This is a genomic window from Psychrobacter sp. 16-MNA-CIBAN-0192 (assembly GCF_040309565.1).
In the GTDB taxonomy this organism is placed as follows: Bacteria; Pseudomonadota; Gammaproteobacteria; order Pseudomonadales; family Moraxellaceae; genus Psychrobacter.
In genome coordinates this window covers 65,393-86,730 of record NZ_JBEOOX010000012.1, presented here as the reverse complement: position 1 = coordinate 86,730, position 21,338 = coordinate 65,393, and the positions used below count along the sequence as shown (strand labels likewise).

Here is a 21,338-nt window from a genome sequence, read left to right as displayed (position 1 = left end):
ACCGATGTTATCTCAATAACCTAAAACCCATCACCTTTAAAAACTAAACCCCTTATTTGGATATTTTCTGAAGATAATCACAGCTTGCTTGGTAGTCGTTATCGCAAGATACCTCTAACCACTCTTTTGCCATGGCTTTGTCTTTGTTGACACCCAAGCCCTTATAATACATCAGCGCTATAAGATACTGAGCGCGTTCACTACCCTTGCTCCATGACCCATCAACCGTATTACGGTATCTATTTCTGGCCGCTTGTTCATACCATCTAAAGGCTTGAGTATAATCCTGAGTGACGCCAATCCCATCATAATACATATCACCCAACTGATATTGGGTCAGTAAATGCCCTTTACTCATCTCTCCACGACCCAAGAAGTAACTATTACTCGCCGCTTTTTTGAACCAGCTTAAGGCTGCATCATAGTCTTGGGCAACACCTATTCCCTCAAAGTACATTTTCCCTAGACGGTATTCGGCATTTGTCTTTCCAAGACCGGTATAACTCTCCCGACTAGCCGCTATCTCAAACCATTCTTTTGCTTTGATCTTATCCTGAGTAACCCCTAAGCCGCGATCATACATGACTCCCAAGTTATACTCAGCATCAGTATCACCTTGAGCAGCAAGATTTTCAAAGATATGAAAGGCCTTTTTATAATCTTGGGCAACACCTAAACCGCCATAATACATAAGCCCCAAGCTATACTCAGCATACATTTTTGTGTATTGAGCATCCATTTTTTCATTATCAGCGGCCTTCTGATAATAGGTAAAAGCCTGACTGTAGCTTTGAGGCGTACCTGCACCATGATAGTACATCTCTCCAAGTTGATACTGAGCCTGCATGTCATCAGTATCGGCTAAGGTCTTATATAATTTAAAAGCCTTGGCGTAATCCTGAGGTACGCCATACTTACCCGCATAATAGATATAGGCAAGATTGGCTATTGCAGAGGTATGCCCGTTATCAGCAGCTATCTGATACCATTTGATCTTGTTTATAGGATCATAAGCTTGGAAACCCAGCATGAATTGAGCAGGAGCATATCCTCGAATGGCAAACCATTCATACGGTTTCCTGCTATCTTCGGGCAAGTCTAAATTCTCTAAATATAGCTTGGTAAGCTGTTGCTGAGTATAGTTGTCTTCTAGCTGTTCAGTTGCTTCTTCTGCTATATAATCAGCTGCTATAGCGGATACAGACAGCCCGAACGATAATACCGAGATTGTTATATTCCTCATTAAATTCTGTTTGAATCTTTGCATATTAAATCGCTCCAAAATACACATTGCTATAGTTTATTCACCTGACCTAAGAACAATATGGCATCGGTTTTATTGTCTTTAATCATAAACATAAACGGGTGATCGGCTGTAAACTCAGCGTTGTATGAAGCTGAAATAGGCGTTATAACGATGCTAGTTGCAGCTGCTGCAACCGTTCCTTTTTCATCAACCTCAACCACCGCTTTATGAATAACTGAATCTACTGCTAAAGGTAACTTGTCATTAAACAAGCTAAAATCAGCTTTATTACTAAAAGCTATTGGCATGCCCATCTCAGTCAAAATAGATTCCATCTTATAGATCTGCTCTAACTTGAACTTGGGCATATTCAAAAAAATCTCTTTGCTCTCTAATCGCTCAGTCCATTTATTAATCTGAGCGGTACTCAAGTTTGCAATCAGCTTTTGCATGGCAGCTGCTTCTTTTGACTTTGGTAAGACAACTAGCATCGATAGTTCATCGCCTTTGTAAGGCAGTTCTACCACTTGTACTCGCTCATCTTCCATGTAATCAAAGCTTTCTATGCTATACATAAAATTCGTATCAGTGGTTGTGCCATTGAGGTTATAAAAAGGTTGAGTGCTACCTCGTAGGCCTAGAGGCTGTGCCCATTCGCTTTTAAAATAAACCGCATTCGTTAGTACAGCAGCGGTAGATGACTTGATACTCCCTTCTGGCAGTAGTTCAGGAATCATCTGCTTGGTATGATTAGAAATAGTCTTATTGATAGCCTGGCGTGATGGCTCGGGACGGCTCGCAAAATCAAGATTGGTGACTTGACCACCATAGTAGCGTTTTACGGTATCCAAATAATTTTGATTGGGGCTCAAGCCTTGACGCATCCATAAGTCATTAACCGTACTTAAATCATAGTTTGGATTAGGCTTGTTAAATTGATTGTAGAGCGCGGCACTATTGGGATTAAGGATAGCTGGCGTCGGATAATAAAAAGTCTTTTGAATCTGCTCTTTGGTTTCTCCCTCTACTGCGGCATAGAGCATGGCCATTGCCGTAGACAAGCTGTAGGGCGAGAAAAACACGTTGTTCTCTGCTTGTGCAGGTTGCTTACTTATCTGCTGATATAGATCAATAGCGAATTGATTATTGGCATTAACCACTTGTTTGACACCTTCAGATGTTGAAGCAGAGTCGTCAGCAGCCGTATAATTCTTATCAGTCTTTGGGGTCGAAAGGCTCTCAGTCTTGCTGACTATGGGTTTGCTATCTGTCTGTTTTATCGGTTGATTATCAATCAAGCTGTTATTACAACCAGCGATTGCCAGTAAACTGCCTAAAGCAAGCGTACCCATGCTGAGCTTCATTATTAGCTTTTTATAAATGTATTGGTTATGATTTTTCACGGCGTTTTACCCTCTTATAATTCGAATAATGTCCTGATTATATACAAGGGTTTGGCCTTATTTAGTAAACATATGCTAACAAATTTAAGGATGATATTTCAGATGAATACAGTATATAAGGACAGCTATAAGCTTAAAAAATACTTAATCGTATTTGTAGCAATCTTAATATCAGGTTGCATGACACCTTCAAAAAATACGATGAATCAGACCGCTAGTGAGAATAAAGTCCTGAAGACTGAAATAGAGGATATCTCGAATACATCAACAGCTAAACATGCGGATATATTTACATACCCTTTTGATCCCAAGGAACCCCAGTTAGATATGGGGATCGGTGGACGATTGGTCGTAATAGAGGGTTGTTTGCTAATAGAGTCAAGTGATGGCGTGTTTTCTACGCCTATATTGCCTGAAGGGGTGACCTATTGGGATAAAAATAAAGGCATTGTCTATATCTATGACAGAGGATTTTTAATAGGCAATATTATTCGTTCAAATGGTGTTGCTTTAGACAGTCAGTTCCCAAAAGTACAAGATATTTTCATATCAAAAGCGAAGCCCTCGTGCCTCAAACGTCATTCAATATTATTTGGTACTAAATTTGACTAGCAGGAAAATCTGCTTAAAACATCACTGGTTAAGAAAGTATGGTGTACACAAGCTAGGCAGTTAAAGTGTTTTGCCATGTATGAAAAATTCAAATACTCACTTCAAGTGTCTACTGGAGAATCAGAAGTATAATTCATTGATATAAATGATGATTTATTCACTCTAACCAAGAAGCAATCAGCAAGAATTGTGCTAATATCGCTACTTTATCAGTATGACGGGTTTTCTCATTTCGTAATGAAAAAACTCCTTAAATCTAAGAGCGAGGAGAATGAATGAACGACCATCTTGATTTGACAATGTATGAACGGAGTCTGATTGATAATAGTCTAAGGATTGCCATGAAAGAAAACGACAAGAGTAGCGTGGGATCCACGGATGAACTCATCAAAAAATATCATCAAGACAGTAATCTAGGACTCTTTGAATTACGTTCAAAAATCAAGACACATGATTTGGGTAAGTATGAGGATCTGTCAGTAAATGATCTCAAGTTAATTACAAACTGTCTAACCCTATGGGATGATTTTACTTATCAAAAAAGCTTAGAGGAAACAGAGAAACATAAAGTAGAGTATTACAAGAACTGCGAATTGCAAATGAGCGCACTACGCGAAAAGCTAAGCGCTATTGAATTGCATACCATGTATAGCGGCCTATTATAAATAGTAAACCCTCACCTATGCTCCTCATTTTTTATCAAAGTTATATTTAACTCTTGCTGTTCGATGTTTTTTAAACGCATCGAACTGTTGGCTAATTCTTTATCAAGCCATCATTACCATCAATCTTTAATGCAGGAACGCGTTGTTGTATTGCATTATAAAACCCTTCTCTATCTTTTGGTGATATCCCTAATTGTATTCAAGTAACACATAGTTCTAAGTTAGCTACTTTGCTTTATTATTTTTTATAAATGACTAAGAACCAAACCAGTTCTGCTGTCTGGCATAAAGAAGCTGATTAGGAGTATCGATATCATAGCTAAGTTGATGGTTGATAACAGTACTTAGCTGATTGGGAGGTAAGGCTCTAATCAAATGGCGCAGACCTTTATCCCCTATCAATGATGGTTGCCACTGTTTAAGACGCTTAACATTAATGACTATCGGAAGACCGATGATATCGCTCTTACCTGTATCAGTAGAATACGTTTTACCTACACATTGATAACTACTAGCGACCACTGTGCTTTTGGCCGCTAGCAATTCTGTTAAATGCTCACTATCTAATAATACCTGATCGACTCCCATGATTAACACCCGATTAATCAACGAGATCTTCAAGTTAATTAAAGTGTCAATGCTAAGAGACAAGCTATGTGCCATACCAGTTTCAGGTAACAAATTGACCACGGAATAGATTGTGGTATTTTGCCGGACTAACCCATTGATCGCATCAGCAATTGCTGGTTGTCCTTGCGGTATGACAACGATAACGGCAAGAGGCTTTGTGGCTAATGCCGTTTTTATCATATAACTGATGAGAGGTTCGCCATGCTTGCTAAGCAGCTGCTTAGATTGACCAAGACGCTCGCTTAGTCCACTGGCTAAAACAATAACAGCATGATCTTTTTCATTATTTTCTATGACGTTATACAATGGCGTTTTAGTCGGTAAAATAGAATTATGAGTATAAACATCGCTAGTCATGGGCGTAATCATTTTTATAGTTGTTGAAGCCTGTTTGCTCTGAGGCGTCCAGATTATATTGGCTATTTGAAAGTAATGTTTTCGACTTGTGCCCATGAATCACCGCGCTCATTTGTGCGATGATACTGAGTGCCAATGCTTCAGGTCCATCCCCACCCAATTTATAGCCGATAGGATAATGCAGTTTACGAATACCATCCGCTAAAATGTGCGGGTTAGCACTTGTCTGACTAATCTCTTTGATTAAACGCTCAGTGCGATAGCGAGGTCCCAGTTGTCCAAGATAACGATAGCGGGCAGAATGCTCTAGTAGTACGGCTAGTCGAGCGCGGTCTTGGGCCAGACTATGAGACATTACAGCAACGGCGGCGCCAGCACTAAGCTTGAGCAATGTTTCAGTATCATCTAAGGCTAAACACAGTACTGAGTCTGCTTGGCTAAAGCGCAAACGTGTTGCATATTGTGGACGACTGTCTATGACTGTGACATGCCAATCTTGGAGCTTTGCCATTGTCACCAGCGGTATAACATCGTTGCCTGCCCCGCAAATGAGTAATCGATTTTGGGGGCAAATGCGCTGAAATAACCACTCAGCCTCAGGCTGCCGATCACCTGTAGCTTGTAATTCTAAATCGTCCATTAGCTCAATGTATTCAGTATTTTTTTCATGAAACTTATACTTTGATAGTTTTTTAATGGCATTTAAGAACATATCATCTATAAAACTATTCGAGTCGCCTGCCATATTACGGTTCAAATATACATCGGCGAGACTTCCAGTTTTTAAATACTGATTCAAATAAATACGGGTACCAACTTGCATCTCTGTCTCTTTAATTTTAGGACCATCAGACCTAACAAGAGTGGCAATGGTTACTGGCTGCTCCGTATTACGAACCTGACGGATTAGATCGAGTAGTGGCATTGCTGACGCTAAACGCTCAAACAATACATGTACTCGTCCATTACAACCCAAGCCAAAATTGAGCTCACCTTCTAAAAGATCTTCTTCAGACATATCTTTATCTTTGACAGCAGTACCTTCTTCTACAACAGTTGAATTAGGATCGCCATTGTTAAGATATCCAATATCATCCCCTGTTTGGTATATCTGAACGCTCGCGCCATGGCGAGTCAACCAAAATGCACGTTTGATAATATGCGGCTCAAGGCAGCCACCACTAATCATTCCCACCGAACGCCCGTCAGCGCAGATCAGCATCATCGCACCTGATTGCCGGTACGCCGAACCCTCTGTACGAACCACAGTGGCTAATACGGCATCGATGTTTTTTTGTATCGCTTGTTCAGCAAGGTCAAGGATATCAGCAGTTTGATTCATCACGTTCCTTATAGACTTAGCAATAAGCTAATAGAATAAGCTAAAAAACCCGCTGTTTAATCGGGTTCCTTTAAGCAAAACAGTATTTGATAAGAATCAATCTGGTAGTTGTTCAATAAGCTTATCTAGAGTAATCGGAAAGTCTCGAACCCGGATACCGACCGCATTATAAATAGCATTTGCAATCGCTGCTGCAGCGCCTGAGATGGCCGTTTCACCAATTCCTTTGATATGCATCGGATTGGTATAACGATCATCTTCTTCTAGCAAAATAACATCCAATTGCGGTACGTCAGCATTGACAGGAATATGGTATTCAGAGAGATCATGATTACACAAGCGCCCGTCATGCTTATCATGGATAACCTCTTCCATCAAAGCTGAACCTATACCAAAAACCATACCACCATAACACTGTGAAGTAGCGGTTTTTTGATTGAGGATACGCCCTGCGGCAAACACCCCCGTCATACGCTTGACTCGAATCTCACCAGTTACTCGGTGAACAGCGACTTCCGCAAAATTGGCACCATAGGAGGCTTGGCGATGGGTTTTTTCATTTTTACCTGGATTAATTGCGCCTTTGGCACTTAACTTTTGGTCGTCATATTGGGCAATAATCTCGGCTAGAGAATAACTTTTATGACCACTAAAATCATATCTGCTTTGTTTAGCTGTCTGTTTCTCTGGCAAGCGTTCCATATAGATTCAGGAAGAGATACGCTCGTCCTTTGTGCCAACTTTTCTACAAGCTCGGTAGCAACATCCTTACCAGATTCAATGATAGTCTCTGTTACTGTCTCTTCATGCTCTCCTATTTTACTGATCTTCCCTTTATTTAGTTGGATGATATCTGAATATAGACCGACTTTGTTTGCTAGCATTTCACGCAATTGCTGACAAGCCAGATAAATGCTGCTACCTGAGCTTGCCGCACCCATACTACCGCCTGAACCAACGGCAGGCGGCAGACTGGTATCGCCAAGCTTCATCTCAACATGGTCAACCGGTAGACCCAATAAGTCAGCAGCAATTTGGGAAAATACGGTATAAGAGCCTGTACCAATATCGGTCATATCTGTCTCAATAATGGCTTTGACCCCAAGCGTTTTTGAGCCATCAATTTGTAGGGTTGCTCGCGCTTCAGAAAGCTTTAACTGATTACCGCGGGCAGCGGCAGCCATACCGATACCCATCCACCAGTCTCCTTCTAAGCGCTTGGCAGGCATTTTATTGCGCTTCTCCCAACCAAAATGCTCAGCCCCTTTCTCCATACAGGCAATTAATTGCCGAGTTGAAAAGGGTATTTCTTGAGTGGGATCTTGCTTAGGCTCATTACGGCGGCGTAGCTCTATAGGATCCATATCTAGTTGAATTGCTAACTCGTCCATGGCACATTCAACAGCAATTAATCCCACCGCCTCCCCAGGGGCGCGCATAGAGCCTGAGAGTATTTTGTTGACATCAACCATCTGATAGTCGACCTGACGATTTTCACCGCGGTATAGATAGTGAGTAGACAGCGCTGTAGGCTCAAAGAAGCTCTCACCGGGTAAATTGCTAGTGGTAGTATTATGAATAAACGTATTAATAATACCTTCTTTATTGCAGCCGATACCGATACGTTGACGCGTATTAGAGCGCCTTATGGTGGTTTCCATAACTTGCGGACGAGTCATCACAATCAATACCGGTCGTTTTAGCTCTTTTGCCGAAATTGCTGCGGCAATCGATTCAGGAGCAATACCCAATTTACTGCCAAAACCACCGCCAACGTAACGAGCAATTAGTTGCACATTATCTGGATCCAAATTCAAGGCATCGGCCACTTGTTGTTTGCAAGAGGACAACATCTGGTTGGAGGTATACATAATTAACTTCTCATCCTCCCAATAAGCCAAGGTGGCATGTGGCTCCATGGGCGAATTACTCTGGCTTGGCGTATGATAAATCTGATCAAACGAAACCTCAGACTCTTTAAGTCCTTGCTCAGGGTTACCCTGTTTATGATTCTTGTCCGAGCCTTTCTTTTCATCAACCGGATGCGCATTTCCCAATGCTGAGCCAAAATCTATCACGGCATCTTCTGTTTCATCTTTATAAGTTACCTTGAGAGCTTTTGCGCCCTCGGTAGCCGCTTCAAAGGTTTCAGCGATTACGGCAGCTATTGGCTGACCATGGTAAAAAATCTCAGCGACTCCTTGAGTAGGTGCTTTTTTCTCTCCACCTTGCTGAGCGTTACGCAAAAAATGCTTGGGATCCGTAATCACTTTAATAATGCCTGGAAGCGCCTCTACTGCACGACTATCGATGTGCTTAACCTTGCCTTTAGCAATGGTCGCACCAACTAAGACGCCATAAACCTGTCCTTCAATATAAAACTCTGCACTATAAGTCGCTTGTCCACTCACTTTCAAGGAGCCATCTACACGGTTAATAGGTTTACCAACCAATTGACTGGCAGTTTTATCGAAAAGAGTATCAACTGGGTTGTCCATGGTCATTTTTTTTGTGGGTTCTGATGGCAGTACTGCGTCCAATAATGACATAATTATGCTCCCTTACCGGTTAGTGCGCGCTCAATGACTTGTTTTAACAAGCGACGCGTCAACGGTATCTTAAAGTCGTTTTGACCACTACCTTTGGCGTCTTTTAATAATAAATCTGCCGCTTGCGTAATAATGCCAATGTTACCGTCTGTACCCGTTAGTAATGCTTCAACTGCTTCATTACGCCAAGGCTCAGTGCCAATACCGCCAAATGCCAAACGTACGGTTTCTAATTGTTCTTGATTATTAACGTTAATCACTGCCGCGCATGATACTAGAGCAAAGGCGTAAGAGGCGCGATCACGAACTTTGTCATAAGTGTGCATGCCTTTGATGGGCGCTGGGAGAACAATATGAGTAATCAGCTCTCCTGTCTCTAAAACAGTTTCGATATTTGGCGTATCTTTTGGTAAGCAATAGAAATCTTTAATCGCAATCTGACGCGAGGTGCCGTCTGCTTGGAGCGTCTCAATGGTGGCATCGAGTAAGCGCATCGCTACCGCCATATCTGATGGGTGCTGGGCAATACAATCGTCACTCGTTCCTAAGATAGCAAGTGGACGATTTTCACCATTGATAGCTGGACAGCCAGAACCAGGAATGCGTTTATTACAGGGACTATCGGACTGATAAAAGTAGTAACAACGCGTGCGTTGTAATAGGTTGCCGCCTGTGGTCGCTTTATTACGCAATTGTCCTGACGCCCCTGCTAACATTGCCCGTGCTAGTACGGGGTATCCTGCCGTAACCGCTGGGTGCGCGGCCAAATCACTATTCGTTACGAGCGTGCCGATGCGTAGTCCACCATCAGCGGTGGTTTCTATTTTTTGCAGCTCTAAGCGCGTAATATCAACCAATTTTTGAGGAGTCTCAACCTCAATTTTCATTAAGTCCAATAAATTGGTGCCACCGGCTATAAATGAAGCGTCTTTAGGCGTGGCAAACATCACGGCTTGTTGTGATTCAAGGGGACGGATATGTTCAAAGTGTTTCATGAACGGCCTCCTTGAGCATTGGCAATATTGGCAGTTTTCTTTACTACTGACTGACCGCCAATTTGTGCCTCGCTAGGCGGCGGTGACCAAATACCACTGATAGCTACATCAGCTACCCTATTATTGGTCGTGTCGTCGATTGTTGAAGAAGAGCTTAATAATTCTTTTTCAAGTACCTGTGAGATGGCTCTGATAATATTAGGATACGCTGAACAACGACAGATATTGCCACTCATGCGCTCAGCAATCTCTTGCACTAGTAATCCATTAGGATTTTGCAAGTCAGTAGTTACATGACTTGGCCACTGTTGCTTGATTTCTTCTATCAATGCCGTTGCTGAACAAATTTGTCCCGGTGTACAATAGCCACATTGAAACGCATCGTAATCTTTAAAGGCCTGTTGCAATTCTGATAGCGACTCAGGCATACCGATACCTTCAATGGTGGTAATCTCATCACCATCATGCATGACCGCTAATGTCAAACAAGAATTGATTCGCCGACCATTAATAAGCATAGTACAAGCGCCGCACTGCCCATGATCGCAGCCTTTTTTTGGTCCAGTAATATGTAAATGATGACGACATACATCTAGCAATGTCGTTCGCGGGTCAAGATTATCAAACTCATAATCCTGCTGATTAATCGTTAACGTTAAATTAGTCATGCTGGCTTCTCGCTGGCAAATAGTAATAAAATATTAGATTAGGTCTTATAGCTAGTCTATAGATTAAATGTTAACTGAATTTATATTGATGGCATCATCGTCTTTATGAATTTTCCGTCGCTCAACTATAAATACAGTTTTTGACATATAAAGAGTAAACCAGCTTATATTGGTATAGCAGATAAGCCTCGTAACACTGATAGCAATAAGACTTGGTTTGAGACACGGCTATTCGTCATGATGGGCTCAAGCGATACTTAATAAGTTATTTTGTAAACAAAGGTTAGATATTGTTTCGACAATATACTAGTAATCAATTTTTCTTATACCTAAAATTCTAAAGGTATTTTTTATTTGTCGCGAATAGTGGTTTTTTAATATCCAATTACACACAATATCTTCATTAAATTTTTTAGAGGCTGCGGAAGTTTAGATATTTTAAATGGCTTTAGAAATGTCATATTGCCCTAGAACATTTTATCTTTGACAATCATATGGCGGCTCAGTACTGATTAATTCACAACCTTAGTATTAAGGGCAATAGCCCAACCCACTGAATGTTGACAACGGCTACATGTTTCGTGTAAATGTGTTAGATATTCAACATAGCCACAATGCATACAAGCGTAGGGATGCCCTGTCTCTATGGTCTTTGCTGCTTTAAACTCTTTAGGAAAGATAGGTAGTCCATATTGGGTTTTATCATGTGGAAATAATAATACACTAAACTCACCATCAGTTTCGAGCAACCCCACCTCTACTTGCCCTAAATGACGTATGCCATATTGGCGCATTTCGGCAAAGAATTCATCATGAGACATTTCATCTTTTTTGACGTCTTCAAGCACTAGTAAGCCGTTTTCTACGATATAAGTAGGCCGACCTTCTAATAGTCTTTCAAGAACCTCGTATTTTGCAGTAAGCCAAGTACATAGCCTATAAAGTAGCAGTACAATACTCATAATAAGCACAGCTTGAATAAGCGGCAAATCTTTAGTGAACATTGGATCGCCTGCGATAGAACCGAGCGACAAAATAATGGTGAGCTCAAAAATAGAGAGCTGGCGAATGCCGCGTTTACCTGTGAATCGCAGAAATAAAATAATCATAGTAAACATCACAATCACACGTATTATGATTTCAGTGGCAAACGACCATGTAGTGTCATGTATAAAAATACTAGCCCAATCCATTGATGACTCTCCTATTTCTTCTGCTATAAACAGGGTTTTCTGTATTAAATAAATATTTGAAAGGCCCTTAAAATGTTATGAATAGACTGGTTCTGAAGAGTTGTAAATTTACCAATAATCAAAAGACAATAAAAAATCCAATGCTAGGCATTTTATTTAAACACCTAACATTGGATCACTGAGCCTAATCTTATAAATCACCAGTCTACTTTCTTTTTATCTTTATTTACGGCAACTTATTAATTTTTTCCTATTGATTAGCACTCAGCGTGTTAAAACCATTCAATTTTAAAAAATACTTGTGAACGATGATATAGACAGCATGCTCGTATAGGTTTCGCTGTCTTTTTCTAATCATTTAGAGTGCTACTGCACACCGTCTGCCGCTGTTTGATCTAAGTTTGGATTCTCGTCAGTATGATTGTCTGACTCCTCATTACCCATACTATCTGTAGACCCTGACTGATTCGTTGTGCCTGTTACATCACTAGAATTAGCAGTTGAGTCTGTAGTAGTATTTAGATTAGTATCGTTTGTCGGTGATAGCGTACCCTCTTGAGAGGCTACATCTTCAACTTCTGGACCTTGAGTGGTTTGCAAGCCATCGCCTGATTTAGTATTAGCATCCTCTTTTTCACTACTACAAGCACTCACTCCCATAATAGCTACCAAAGAAGCGGTCAATACGGCTGTACGGAATGATGCGTTTAATTCTATTTTTCTCATCTCAACGTCCTTAAGTTAAATTGAAGCAAAGTGCTAATTAGCTTCGCAGTTGCTCGAGCATGCTTTGGTATTTATCTTTTTTATCAGTAATTTTACTACGCTCCTCTGTGGCATTGGGCACTGGCTCTTTAGAGTCTTCTGCATTCTCATCAAAGGTTTTTAGCTCAGCCTCTGCAGCGTCCAGAAGCCTATTAAGCATCATAGCAACCGCTTTTTCAGAAACTTCGTGCGTCATACTAAAGGCTTCAGAGGTAAAATCATCTTTAAGCTTAGACGCCCATTGATAAATATTAGCTATTGTTGCACTCTGCTTATCATCTTGATCATATTTACTGGATATCTCTTTTTCATTGGAATCAGATTTCCCCTCTTTATCAGAGATAAAATCATCCTTAAGTTTAGATGCCCATTGGTAGATATTGGCTATCGTCATACCATGCTTATCATCTTTGTTAGATTCATTATCTTTGTTAGATTCATTATCTTTGTTAGATTCATCATCTTTGTTAGATTCATCGGCTTTATTAGACTTATCATCTTTATTAGACTCAGCCTGTTTTTCGGCATTGTAATCTTCAAAATCACCGTCTTCATACATTACCGTATCGCCTTTTAAGACCTCAACACCCGTTACTCCATCATTTGATGGTGCTTCTGTTGTATTCTCAAGAGACTCTAAAGCATTCTTGATTTTATCGTTATTCGTAGGTTTATCTGACATGATTTATAATCCTTATTATTGAAGTATATCTACACTCAATCATAAGTCAGCGCAATCTTATATTGCGTATCTTAATGTAGATTGTTTTGTTCCAAATTGTTTAAAAATGCTGCAAAACCTCCATGTGCTCGAGCTTGCAACCGGCTACTGGTCATCACACGGACGCGATTACTCCAAATAATGACCAATCCTTGCGCTTCAAATTTTCCCACCAAATCCACATCTTCATGGCATGGCAGATGCGCAAATCCGTCAACAGCCAGATAAGCGTCACTGCTAAAGCTTAAATTTGCCCCATGAATATGAGGATGTCCCATATTATCTTGGTAATGATTGATATAATTCTCTCGAGTTTGCACTGTCAAATGTGCCCAGCTATCAACGTCCACCACCCCGCAAATCATATCTGTCGATTGGTGGCTAATATGTTCAATCTGTTGTGCTAGCCAACCCACAGTTACCACTGAGTCAGCATCTGTACAAGCAAGCCATGTTGCCCCATTTGCGATTGCATGACGAATACCAATATCTCTCACTTGTCCCACACATTGATAGTCACAGCATAGGTAATCAACACCCGCGGCTTTGACAATGGACTGCGTATCATCGGTGCAGCTATCCAGCACCACCAGCGGATATGCCTTAATCGTTGAGGGTAATTGCTTGATAGCAGATTGCACTGATGCCAAGCATTTGGCGATAGTCATTGCCTCATTATAAGCAGGAATCACAATACCGATTTTCATATCAGTTTTTCTTGCATAGCTACCGAACTTGGGGATCGTTGCCAGATGTCTAGTAAGAAATCACTGTCTATTATTTGGCTTTGATGAGTTAACTCAACCTGATGCTTCTCATTACTTGTAAGGTTAAAAGCATGATGCAGACATTGATGCACGGCCTCACCTGTCATGGCAAAGCCATCAATAGCGTAGCGCCAATGACAACACAGTAACGTACCGCCTATAGCAAGGTTTTGCTGAGTCCAAGCGATCACTGTGTCAATATCATTGGGTGATAGATAATATAAAATCTCACTGATGACAATTAAATCAAAGGGTGACTTGTTAGTAGACGTACCGTCTGTTAAAGGATAAGCCTCTAAAACGGCATCATTTAAAGTCATTAATCTATTAGGAATCATACCCTGAATGACCTTAACATGAGACACTTCTGTCAAGCGCGCTTTAGCAAGTTGCACTGCCCGTTGATTACCATCGATACTCACTAATGTCAGGCAACGTTGAGCCAATAACTCACTGAGCACGCCGTTTCCGCAGCCCAGTTCAATAGCATTGTTATATTGAGATTGTGGCAGTATTGCCAGACAAATATCACGTTTTCGCTTTTCATACCAGCGAGTTTGATACTGCCATGGATCGGTATTGTCCTTATATAACGCGTCAAAATACGATTCTGAATAGCCATCATATTGGCTCACGTCAGCTAAGCTATTTTTAGAGGTATGATTCATACAAATAAACCTCCCAAGGTTGGCTGATTCTAGCAATCGTTTGCGCGGATAAAATGGGAGCGCTTCCCGTACTTTCATCCGCAGTAATTTGACTTTCAAAACAGGCAATGGCTTCTATTTTAAGCTGTAGTTGCTCAGGGGTTAAATCCACTCTCATAGCATGGTGCCAAGGGATACGGCTATCAGCAGGTTTTGCCCAATGCCATGCCCAAATTAATACTTGATAACAGGCCAAATGATGCTGCTTGGCAAATGAGGCAACCACTAGCCCGGTTGCTTCGTGGTCGGGATGACCGTCATGCATAAAAGGCGTTACTAAAACATCATCAGGCTGGATAATAGAGCTTAATTTTTGCTGAAACTGATCTTGTTGGCTGAAGACATTACCATCTGTTAAGTCTAAAGCAATAGTTTTGACCTGATGAGCAATGCCTAATACTTCCAGCGCTTTAACACTTTCTTGCGGTCGGATAATATCAAGGCTTTCTTGAGAATAAATTTGCGAGTTTGGATGGCTTTGTGTGCCATTGGTCACGTGAATAAGAACAATAGGATTGCCATTCGCGGCCAGTTGTTGCAACAGACCGCCACAGCCTAGTACTTCATCATCAGGATGCGGGGCAAAGATGCAGACTCTTTGATTTGGGGCAAAGCTTTTTGCAATATCAAATCGAGGCAAATCTTGCAGCCCTGCCCAATTTTGCCAAGCCTCTTGACTAGTGCCATCACCTTCAATAACACGGTTTCCCACGATCGGATGGTTGCCTTTGAGCCTATCAACATGCGTGTCGGCGACATCTTTATTTATAATTCTTATAGCCTCGTCAGATATTATAGTTGCCATATGTTGTCCTGCCCATTGGTTAAGTCATTGGATAAAGCGCCAGCTAACTCGCCGATTTTCTGTAAGTCAAAAGCACCATGACTTTGGCGGATAAAAACGGGCAGATCAGCTGACAATCTTGCAAAATGGGCATGGCGGCAAAATGGTGCTGCGCCCAATGCCTGACCAACAATATCCATTACTTGGCGAGCGACTTTCTCAACTTGTGACCTTAACTGGCGTATGGCAAGTTCGTGGCTGAGCTGTGGCTGACTATCTATTAAATCAGCAACATAATGAAAATACTGCTGAGTGACTGCCAATGCCGTACTAATTTGACCCAAATACATGGCTTTATAATCGTTTGGTTTCTGCTGATAGGCGCTGATCAAATAGTCTGCTAGATAAGACGTTGCTCCATACCAGCAAGCAGCAACCCCTGCCGCCCCATGCCAAAAACCCACACGTTCTAGGTATTCATTGGCTCTCCCAACTTGAATGGCCGATACTTCATGGAACTGTAATGTCGCTGTATCAGTGGCCTGCATCCCTACCGCTTGCCACTCCTCGTTATCAATCTCAATACCAGATTGCCTCATATCTACGACAAGCAATTGCGCTTGATCATTGGCATTACGATACGTTATGAGCCCATGATCTACGATATTAGCCCCTGAGCACCACGCTTTGGTACCACTGGCTTTTCCTTGCTCATAACCTATAGGATTGCCTTCTGCTGCCCAAACGGCCCACAATCCTTGATCTGCTTTACCATAGCCCACCTCATATAAAATGCTTAGCGCATCCAAGTGCGACTCAAACCATTTTGCAATTGTTAGATCAATCCCTGCTACATAAGCCAAAATTTGCCAACGGCTCAACGTACTTGAGACTTCACCATTTACAGGGCTAACACCGCTTGCTGGATGTGGAATTTTATCGCCATAGGTGATTAAGGTTTTTAAAATATCATGACGTAAGGCATCAGTTAAGCTAAGCGTACTAATAGCTTGATTATCAACCCGTAAGATATTTTCTATACTGGCTTTCATCTCTGATAATAAAGAATTTTTTGTATCTAACGCTAGCATAAGGCTCTCCTAATTATTCTTATGAGTCAGATATTTGGACTGCGGTAGGTTTCAAGCGATCCGTTTGATGCTTTTTGACATTATACAAATCATTTAAAAAATTCTGCTGCCAAACCTGTAAGTCATTTTGTTGTAATCCTCGCATTAATGACTGATAGCGCGACTGCCGCTCATCTAACGGCATCGTCAAAGCAATTCCTAAACCCTCTGTCATACTTTTTGGCTTATATGGATCGATAATGACCGCAGCTTGCATTTGCTCGGCTGCCCCAGCATAACGTGAGAGCAATAGTACGCCAGGATTGTCAGGATTTTGAGCCGCAATATACTCTTTGGCAACTAAGTTCATACCATCTCTAAGCGAATTAACCCAACCAATATCACTCTGCCAAAACATTGTCATTAGTGTCTCGTGGCTTATGACGCTTTCGCAGTAGTTGATAGCTTGCCAACTACTCATAATATTCTCATTTTCAGAAATATCATTTCTACACTTACTGAATAAGAACTGCTGATTAACGTCGTTGATAGTATATTTAACTTCATCATAGAGACGCTGATAAGCGGGCACATTTAGGCGACTAGGACAGGCAATTTGTAATAACGTCAGCTGATTCTGATATAAAGGATTTTGCTGTAAAAAATCGCGGTATGCCGAAAAACGCTTTAACAACCCTTTTGAGTAATCGATTCTGTCCACCGCAATAATTTTTTGGGCAGCAGATTTTAGGGTCTTTTTATTCTGATTGGCTTTGTCATATTGCGAGGATAAGTGGCTAATTTGCTGCTGTATTCTTGTCACATTTATGCCGATTGGATAGGCATCAATCCGCAAATAGTGAGGATGATTTAGACCTAAGTTAAGCATAATCTGCGTATTTTTTGACTGAGTAGAGGTTACAAAACCTCGCGGGGTATGTAAGGCGTTTCTTAGCGAATCTTTTAAATAATAATGGCATACAGCAAAGCAATTGGCTCTACCTTGCTGAGTTTGTGTACCAAGCACGTCGTAATGAGCAAGATGCGTAATGAGCTCACCGCTTTTATCAAGTGATTGCCAGAAAGGTAATGAGACAAAGGGGATGTGGAAAAAAAAGCCGATACGATTGCAAATACCCAGCTGCCTACAATGATATGCCACACTTAAAAAATGATAATCATGCACCCAAATCACATCATCAGGCTCAATAATCTTCTTTAATTGCTTAGCAAAAAGGTGGTTTACCGTTTGATAGCCTGCATAATCCTCTGGCGCTTGACTAATCAAATCAGTTCTCTCATGCAATAATGGCCACAGTACATTGTTGGCAAAGCCGCAGTAAAACTGCTGATACTGCTCAGTGGTAAGTGCAGTGGTCATATAAGTGATGAATGTATTCGCACACGGCGCGGCAGCATCTGCTAAAGCAGTTTGTTTGATACTACTAAATTCATTAGTATAATCATCGTTATAGCGCTCGACAATTTCACCATTCCAGCCCATCCAAACGACTGATTTTCCGTTTAATACGTCTTGCAGTGCTATTGCAAGTCCACCTGCCATTGGGTTGTTATCGGGCATTTTAACCCGATTAGACAAGACGATTAAGCGGCTCATACCACGTGTCTCACTCTTACCGTTTCTTTTACTAACGCATTAGGTTGTTGGCAGAAGCTTAAAAAGCTATCTAGTAAAATAGTCACCTCATAAATGTCATGGACATAGTAATTGGCATGCGTAGACTCACTACCGACCTTAATTCCCATTCCTTTTATTAACTGTGAGTCGTCTTCTAGCGATTTACTTTCACCTTGTACAGCCATAAATCCTGCCTCATCCGTAATATCATCACCGATGAAAATAGGAAAAACACTCTTATTACTCTGCATTTTTTTTAGTAAAGCTAGAATGGCGCTACCTTTATTTGCTCCTTTTGGCACCACCTCCCAAACATATTTACCGGATTTTAATGTCCAGTTATCATGACTTTTTAAGGTTTCTACCATGATGGTATAAGCCGGATCAGCTAAAGCAGGGTTTTTCCGGAAATGGAGAGCGACAGAATAGGGTTTGTTTTCTATGATGAAGTCATCAAAGGGAATGCAAGATTGGATAATAGATTCTGTTATTACAGCAAGTTCCATGATATTAACAGATACAACGTTTGTCTCATTATGGTCACTGTCATCATCAAACGCTATTTCTAGTCCATGAGTTGCTGCGATCGGTAACATTAAAGGAAACAGCATTTGCTTTGCTTCAGCCAAACTGCGTCCTGTCACGGCAGCAATTTTTACACCATGGGTTTGTATTTTTTGTAGAAGAGTTAAGGTTGATGTTGGGATAACGCTGTCTTTAGGATTCAATGTGAAATCGGCTAATGTGCCATCTATATCTAGAAACAAACAATAGCCTTGCTGATGGGATAAATAGTCAGCAAAGTTTTTTGGTGGAATATAGATAGGTCGCCTATTTATGCTGGGGCTTCTTCCTGAAGTCACGTTTTTTCCTTGTTAGTAAAAGACCATCTTTCGCTCTAATTCCACCTACATTCGAAATAATTTGTCTGTTAAAAACTGTCGCATTTTTAATATGGACCTATAGGAAGGCGAATACTAAGCAATTGAATTTAATAAGAAGTGTGCCATAACCCAAGTAAAAATCTAGTGACCAGAGTGTGCTGTTTAACGTGAGTTCTGTAACTCCTTAAACACGGTTGCCACTTATAAAAGACCGCTATACATGGTATGTGATTCAATAGCGCTTAGCTTTTTGCGTAGTGCGCTCATTTGTAATTCGAAGTTCTTGTAATACTCTTCTTTGTCTTTCTCTTTTTCCTCTAAGCTTTTTTGATAAGTAAAATCATCCAATAGCATTAAACAATTTGTAATTAACTTGAGATTATTTAATGATAGATCCTCATATCTACTCAAATCATGTGACTTGATTTTTGAGCGTAATTCAGTGTCTTAGCTGAGACTCCCAATAGTTTAAATTAAAGTTGTTGTACTCAGGCTATATCACATATTAAGGTTCATGAACCAATTATTTTTATATTAACTATAGGTCATTGTTTTTAATATAAAATTACCTCTTTTAAATCACGAACCTAACTTTAGGTAGCCATAAGTTAAATAGAGTGTAAAACTATTGATAAAGCAATCATGTTGATATCATATTAATCAAAGCTTACATGTCTAAACCTAATGCTTGCTGACCTGTCTGTGCAGCTACAATAACACCCTCACCGACTATAAATAACATATCTGCGCTCTGCTTAGCATTATCAGCACTCACCTGTTTAAACTTATCAAACAGCCACCGCCGAACTTCGGATTGGTGATAATTTATTTTTTATTAAAGAAATCAATTTATATTATTGTCTAAATACTCTCCCAACCAAGTCAAAAACTCATTACTCGTCGTTGATACATTCAATCGTAGATGCGTCGAAGTACGCGCATCTGGATAAAACAGCTGTCCGGGTGCAACCAGCCAGCCTTCTTTGTAAGCATCCAGTGCCAACTGTCTTGTATCCTGCCCTGTATCTACCCATACAAATATGCCTGACTGTGTATGTTCCGGATAAACAAGACCGATTTTAGGTAGTGCCTCACGCATTTTTTGATGTGCCGAATATAACTGCTGCTGAACTTTTTTAAGCTGCCGCCGATACTCCCCTTGCGTCCATAAGCGATGAATGACCCTCTCCCCAAATTCTGGCGTGTTCATATTACTTAAGGTTTTAATGCTTAATACATCATCAATATATTTATCTGGGCACACCAGCATACCGACTCGCCAGCCTGATGCCATTGATTTAGAAAAACTTGTGGCATAAAACACGCGCTCGAACTGGTCTAAAGTAGCATAACGCAGCGCCTGCTCTTCAGGTACAAGAGCGGCGTATAAATCATCTTCGAAAATATAGGCACCGTGCTCGTGAATCAGATTCAGTACTTGATACGCACGAGCCGGATGCAAGTAATAGGACGTTGGATTGTGTAGCACGCTGTTGGTTAAATATAGCTTGGGACGATAAGCGGCAAATATTTTTTTCATCTGCTCAATATTAGGACCTTGATGGTCGCGCTCAACAGCCACTACCTTCAAGCCTTGTTGTTGTAAGCAGCTGGTTAGCCAATACCAGCCTGGACCATCAACCAATACAGTATCGCCAGCCTGAGTCAGCAATTGGGCAACCATCGTTACCGCTTGTGATACGCCCGATGTCGTAATCACATTATCGAGATGAGTGTGCATGCCGAGCACGTTTAAATGCTGTACGAATTGCTGACGTAGCGGTTTATAACCTTGAATATCGCCATAGTCATAGATAAAGTCATCTGCTTGTTGAGTAACCTGCCGTATCGCCCATTCCATTTTATCATTACGTACCCAATCACTTGGCAACACGCCTGCCCCTGGAGAGCGCTCACTAGGAATATCACTAAACATATGTTGTACCAACCAGCGTGTATCTATGACTGGAGATTTATCAGTTATCTTTTCATTATTTTGATGATTCAAGCTGGTCATCACATTGACGTAATAGCCTGAGCTAGGTTTAGCCGTCAATACATTGGTCGCCACCAATTGCTCGTAGGCTTGTACCACCGTAAAGCAGGATATGTCTAATAATTTTGCTAACTTTCGCACCGAAGGCACGCGCTGATTGGGTAAGTAAATCTGCCAGTTGATACGCTGCTGTAGCCATTCAGCGACGGCATCAGTCTTGGTTAAATTGGGGTTTAAGATATAGGTGTCAACCATAATAAATACGCTTATCTCTTTTAGGTGCTAATAATAAGTGCTAATAGGAGGCATTGATAAATTGTAACGTTAAGCTCAACTATACACTTT

20 protein-coding genes are annotated in these 21,338 nt (G+C 41.0%); 2 read left to right on the top strand and 18 right to left on the bottom strand.

What is annotated here, in order from left to right:
• Positions 1-52 precede the first annotated feature (52 nt).
• Positions 53-1,267 carry an SEL1-like repeat protein gene (locus AAEY78_RS10115; RefSeq protein WP_352339223.1) on the bottom strand — a complete coding sequence of 405 codons (1,215 nt, stop codon included), beginning with the start codon at positions 1,265-1,267 and terminating at the stop codon, positions 53-55.
• Between the two features lie 26 nt (positions 1,268-1,293).
• Positions 1,294-2,598, bottom strand: coding sequence for a serpin family protein (locus AAEY78_RS10110; protein WP_352339222.1), 1,305 nt, complete (start codon positions 2,596-2,598; stop codon positions 1,294-1,296).
• A gap of 153 nt (positions 2,599-2,751) precedes the next feature.
• Here AAEY78_RS10110 and AAEY78_RS10105 point away from each other — a divergent pair, with 153 nt between their 5' ends.
• The gene (locus AAEY78_RS10105; RefSeq protein WP_352339221.1) at positions 2,752-3,261 is read left to right on the top strand and encodes a hypothetical protein; all 510 of its coding nucleotides are present in this window, start codon (positions 2,752-2,754) and stop codon (positions 3,259-3,261) included.
• A gap of 275 nt (positions 3,262-3,536) precedes the next feature.
• Entirely contained in the window at positions 3,537-3,926 is a 390-nt protein-coding gene (locus AAEY78_RS10100; protein ID WP_352339220.1) for a hypothetical protein, read from the top strand.
• A gap of 255 nt (positions 3,927-4,181) precedes the next feature.
• Here AAEY78_RS10100 and AAEY78_RS10095 read toward each other — a convergent pair whose 3' ends face one another.
• From AAEY78_RS10095 to AAEY78_RS10020, 16 genes are all read right to left on the bottom strand, one after another.
• Positions 4,182-4,913 (bottom strand): nucleotidyltransferase family protein, encoded by a 732-nt coding sequence (locus AAEY78_RS10095; RefSeq protein ID WP_352339219.1) that lies wholly within the window; start codon positions 4,911-4,913, stop codon positions 4,182-4,184.
• On the bottom strand, positions 4,906-6,255 hold the full coding sequence (locus AAEY78_RS10090; protein ID WP_352339218.1) for an XdhC family protein: 1,350 nt from the start codon (positions 6,253-6,255) through the stop codon (positions 4,906-4,908). Before AAEY78_RS10090 ends, AAEY78_RS10095 begins: the two co-directional genes overlap by 8 nt.
• Before the next feature lie 96 nt (positions 6,256-6,351).
• On the bottom strand, positions 6,352-6,957 hold the full coding sequence (locus tag AAEY78_RS10085) for a molybdopterin cofactor-binding domain-containing protein (protein WP_352339217.1): 606 nt from the start codon (positions 6,955-6,957) through the stop codon (positions 6,352-6,354).
• A complete protein-coding gene (locus AAEY78_RS10080; RefSeq protein WP_352339216.1) occupies positions 6,882-8,804 on the bottom strand; it encodes a molybdopterin cofactor-binding domain-containing protein in 1,923 nt (640 codons plus the stop codon). The genes AAEY78_RS10085 and AAEY78_RS10080 overlap by 76 nt, the downstream gene beginning before the upstream one ends.
• A 2-nt stretch (positions 8,805-8,806) precedes the next feature.
• Complete coding sequence (locus tag AAEY78_RS10075; RefSeq protein ID WP_352339215.1) at positions 8,807-9,799, bottom strand: FAD binding domain-containing protein; 993 nt, start codon at positions 9,797-9,799, stop codon at positions 8,807-8,809.
• Entirely contained in the window at positions 9,796-10,467 is a 672-nt protein-coding gene (locus AAEY78_RS10070; RefSeq protein WP_352339214.1) for a 2Fe-2S iron-sulfur cluster-binding protein, read from the bottom strand. The genes AAEY78_RS10075 and AAEY78_RS10070 overlap by 4 nt, the downstream gene beginning before the upstream one ends.
• Positions 10,468-10,979: 512 nt before the next feature.
• Positions 10,980-11,660, bottom strand: coding sequence for a DUF421 domain-containing protein (locus tag AAEY78_RS10065; RefSeq protein ID WP_352339213.1), 681 nt, complete (start codon positions 11,658-11,660; stop codon positions 10,980-10,982).
• A 366-nt stretch (positions 11,661-12,026) separates the two neighbouring features.
• A complete protein-coding gene (locus tag AAEY78_RS10060) occupies positions 12,027-12,386 on the bottom strand; it encodes a hypothetical protein (protein ID WP_352339212.1) in 360 nt (119 codons plus the stop codon).
• A 37-nt stretch (positions 12,387-12,423) separates the two neighbouring features.
• Positions 12,424-13,107 (bottom strand): hypothetical protein, encoded by a 684-nt coding sequence (locus AAEY78_RS10055; RefSeq protein WP_352339211.1) that lies wholly within the window; start codon positions 13,105-13,107, stop codon positions 12,424-12,426.
• Between the two features lie 71 nt (positions 13,108-13,178).
• Positions 13,179-13,853, bottom strand: a complete 675-nt coding sequence (locus tag AAEY78_RS10050; protein ID WP_352339210.1) for a glycosyltransferase family 2 protein — start codon at positions 13,851-13,853, stop codon at positions 13,179-13,181.
• On the bottom strand, positions 13,850-14,581 hold the full coding sequence (locus AAEY78_RS10045) for a class I SAM-dependent DNA methyltransferase (RefSeq protein WP_352339209.1): 732 nt from the start codon (positions 14,579-14,581) through the stop codon (positions 13,850-13,852). The genes AAEY78_RS10050 and AAEY78_RS10045 overlap by 4 nt, the downstream gene beginning before the upstream one ends.
• Positions 14,565-15,425, bottom strand: a complete 861-nt coding sequence (locus AAEY78_RS10040) for a PIG-L deacetylase family protein (protein WP_352339208.1) — start codon at positions 15,423-15,425, stop codon at positions 14,565-14,567. Before AAEY78_RS10040 ends, AAEY78_RS10045 begins: the two co-directional genes overlap by 17 nt.
• A complete protein-coding gene (locus AAEY78_RS10035) occupies positions 15,413-16,495 on the bottom strand; it encodes an acyl-CoA dehydrogenase family protein (RefSeq protein ID WP_352339207.1) in 1,083 nt (360 codons plus the stop codon). The genes AAEY78_RS10040 and AAEY78_RS10035 overlap by 13 nt, the downstream gene beginning before the upstream one ends.
• A gap of 19 nt (positions 16,496-16,514) precedes the next feature.
• Entirely contained in the window at positions 16,515-18,092 is a 1,578-nt protein-coding gene (locus tag AAEY78_RS10030; protein ID WP_352339206.1) for an alpha,alpha-trehalose-phosphate synthase (UDP-forming), read from the bottom strand.
• The gene (otsB, locus tag AAEY78_RS10025) at positions 18,089-18,976 is read right to left on the bottom strand and encodes a trehalose-phosphatase (RefSeq protein ID WP_352339205.1); all 888 of its coding nucleotides are present in this window, start codon (positions 18,974-18,976) and stop codon (positions 18,089-18,091) included. The genes AAEY78_RS10030 and otsB overlap by 4 nt, the downstream gene beginning before the upstream one ends.
• Positions 18,977-19,841: 865 nt before the next feature.
• On the bottom strand, positions 19,842-21,248 hold the full coding sequence (locus AAEY78_RS10020) for an aminotransferase-like domain-containing protein (protein ID WP_352339204.1): 1,407 nt from the start codon (positions 21,246-21,248) through the stop codon (positions 19,842-19,844).
• Positions 21,249-21,338: the final 90 nt, after the last annotated feature.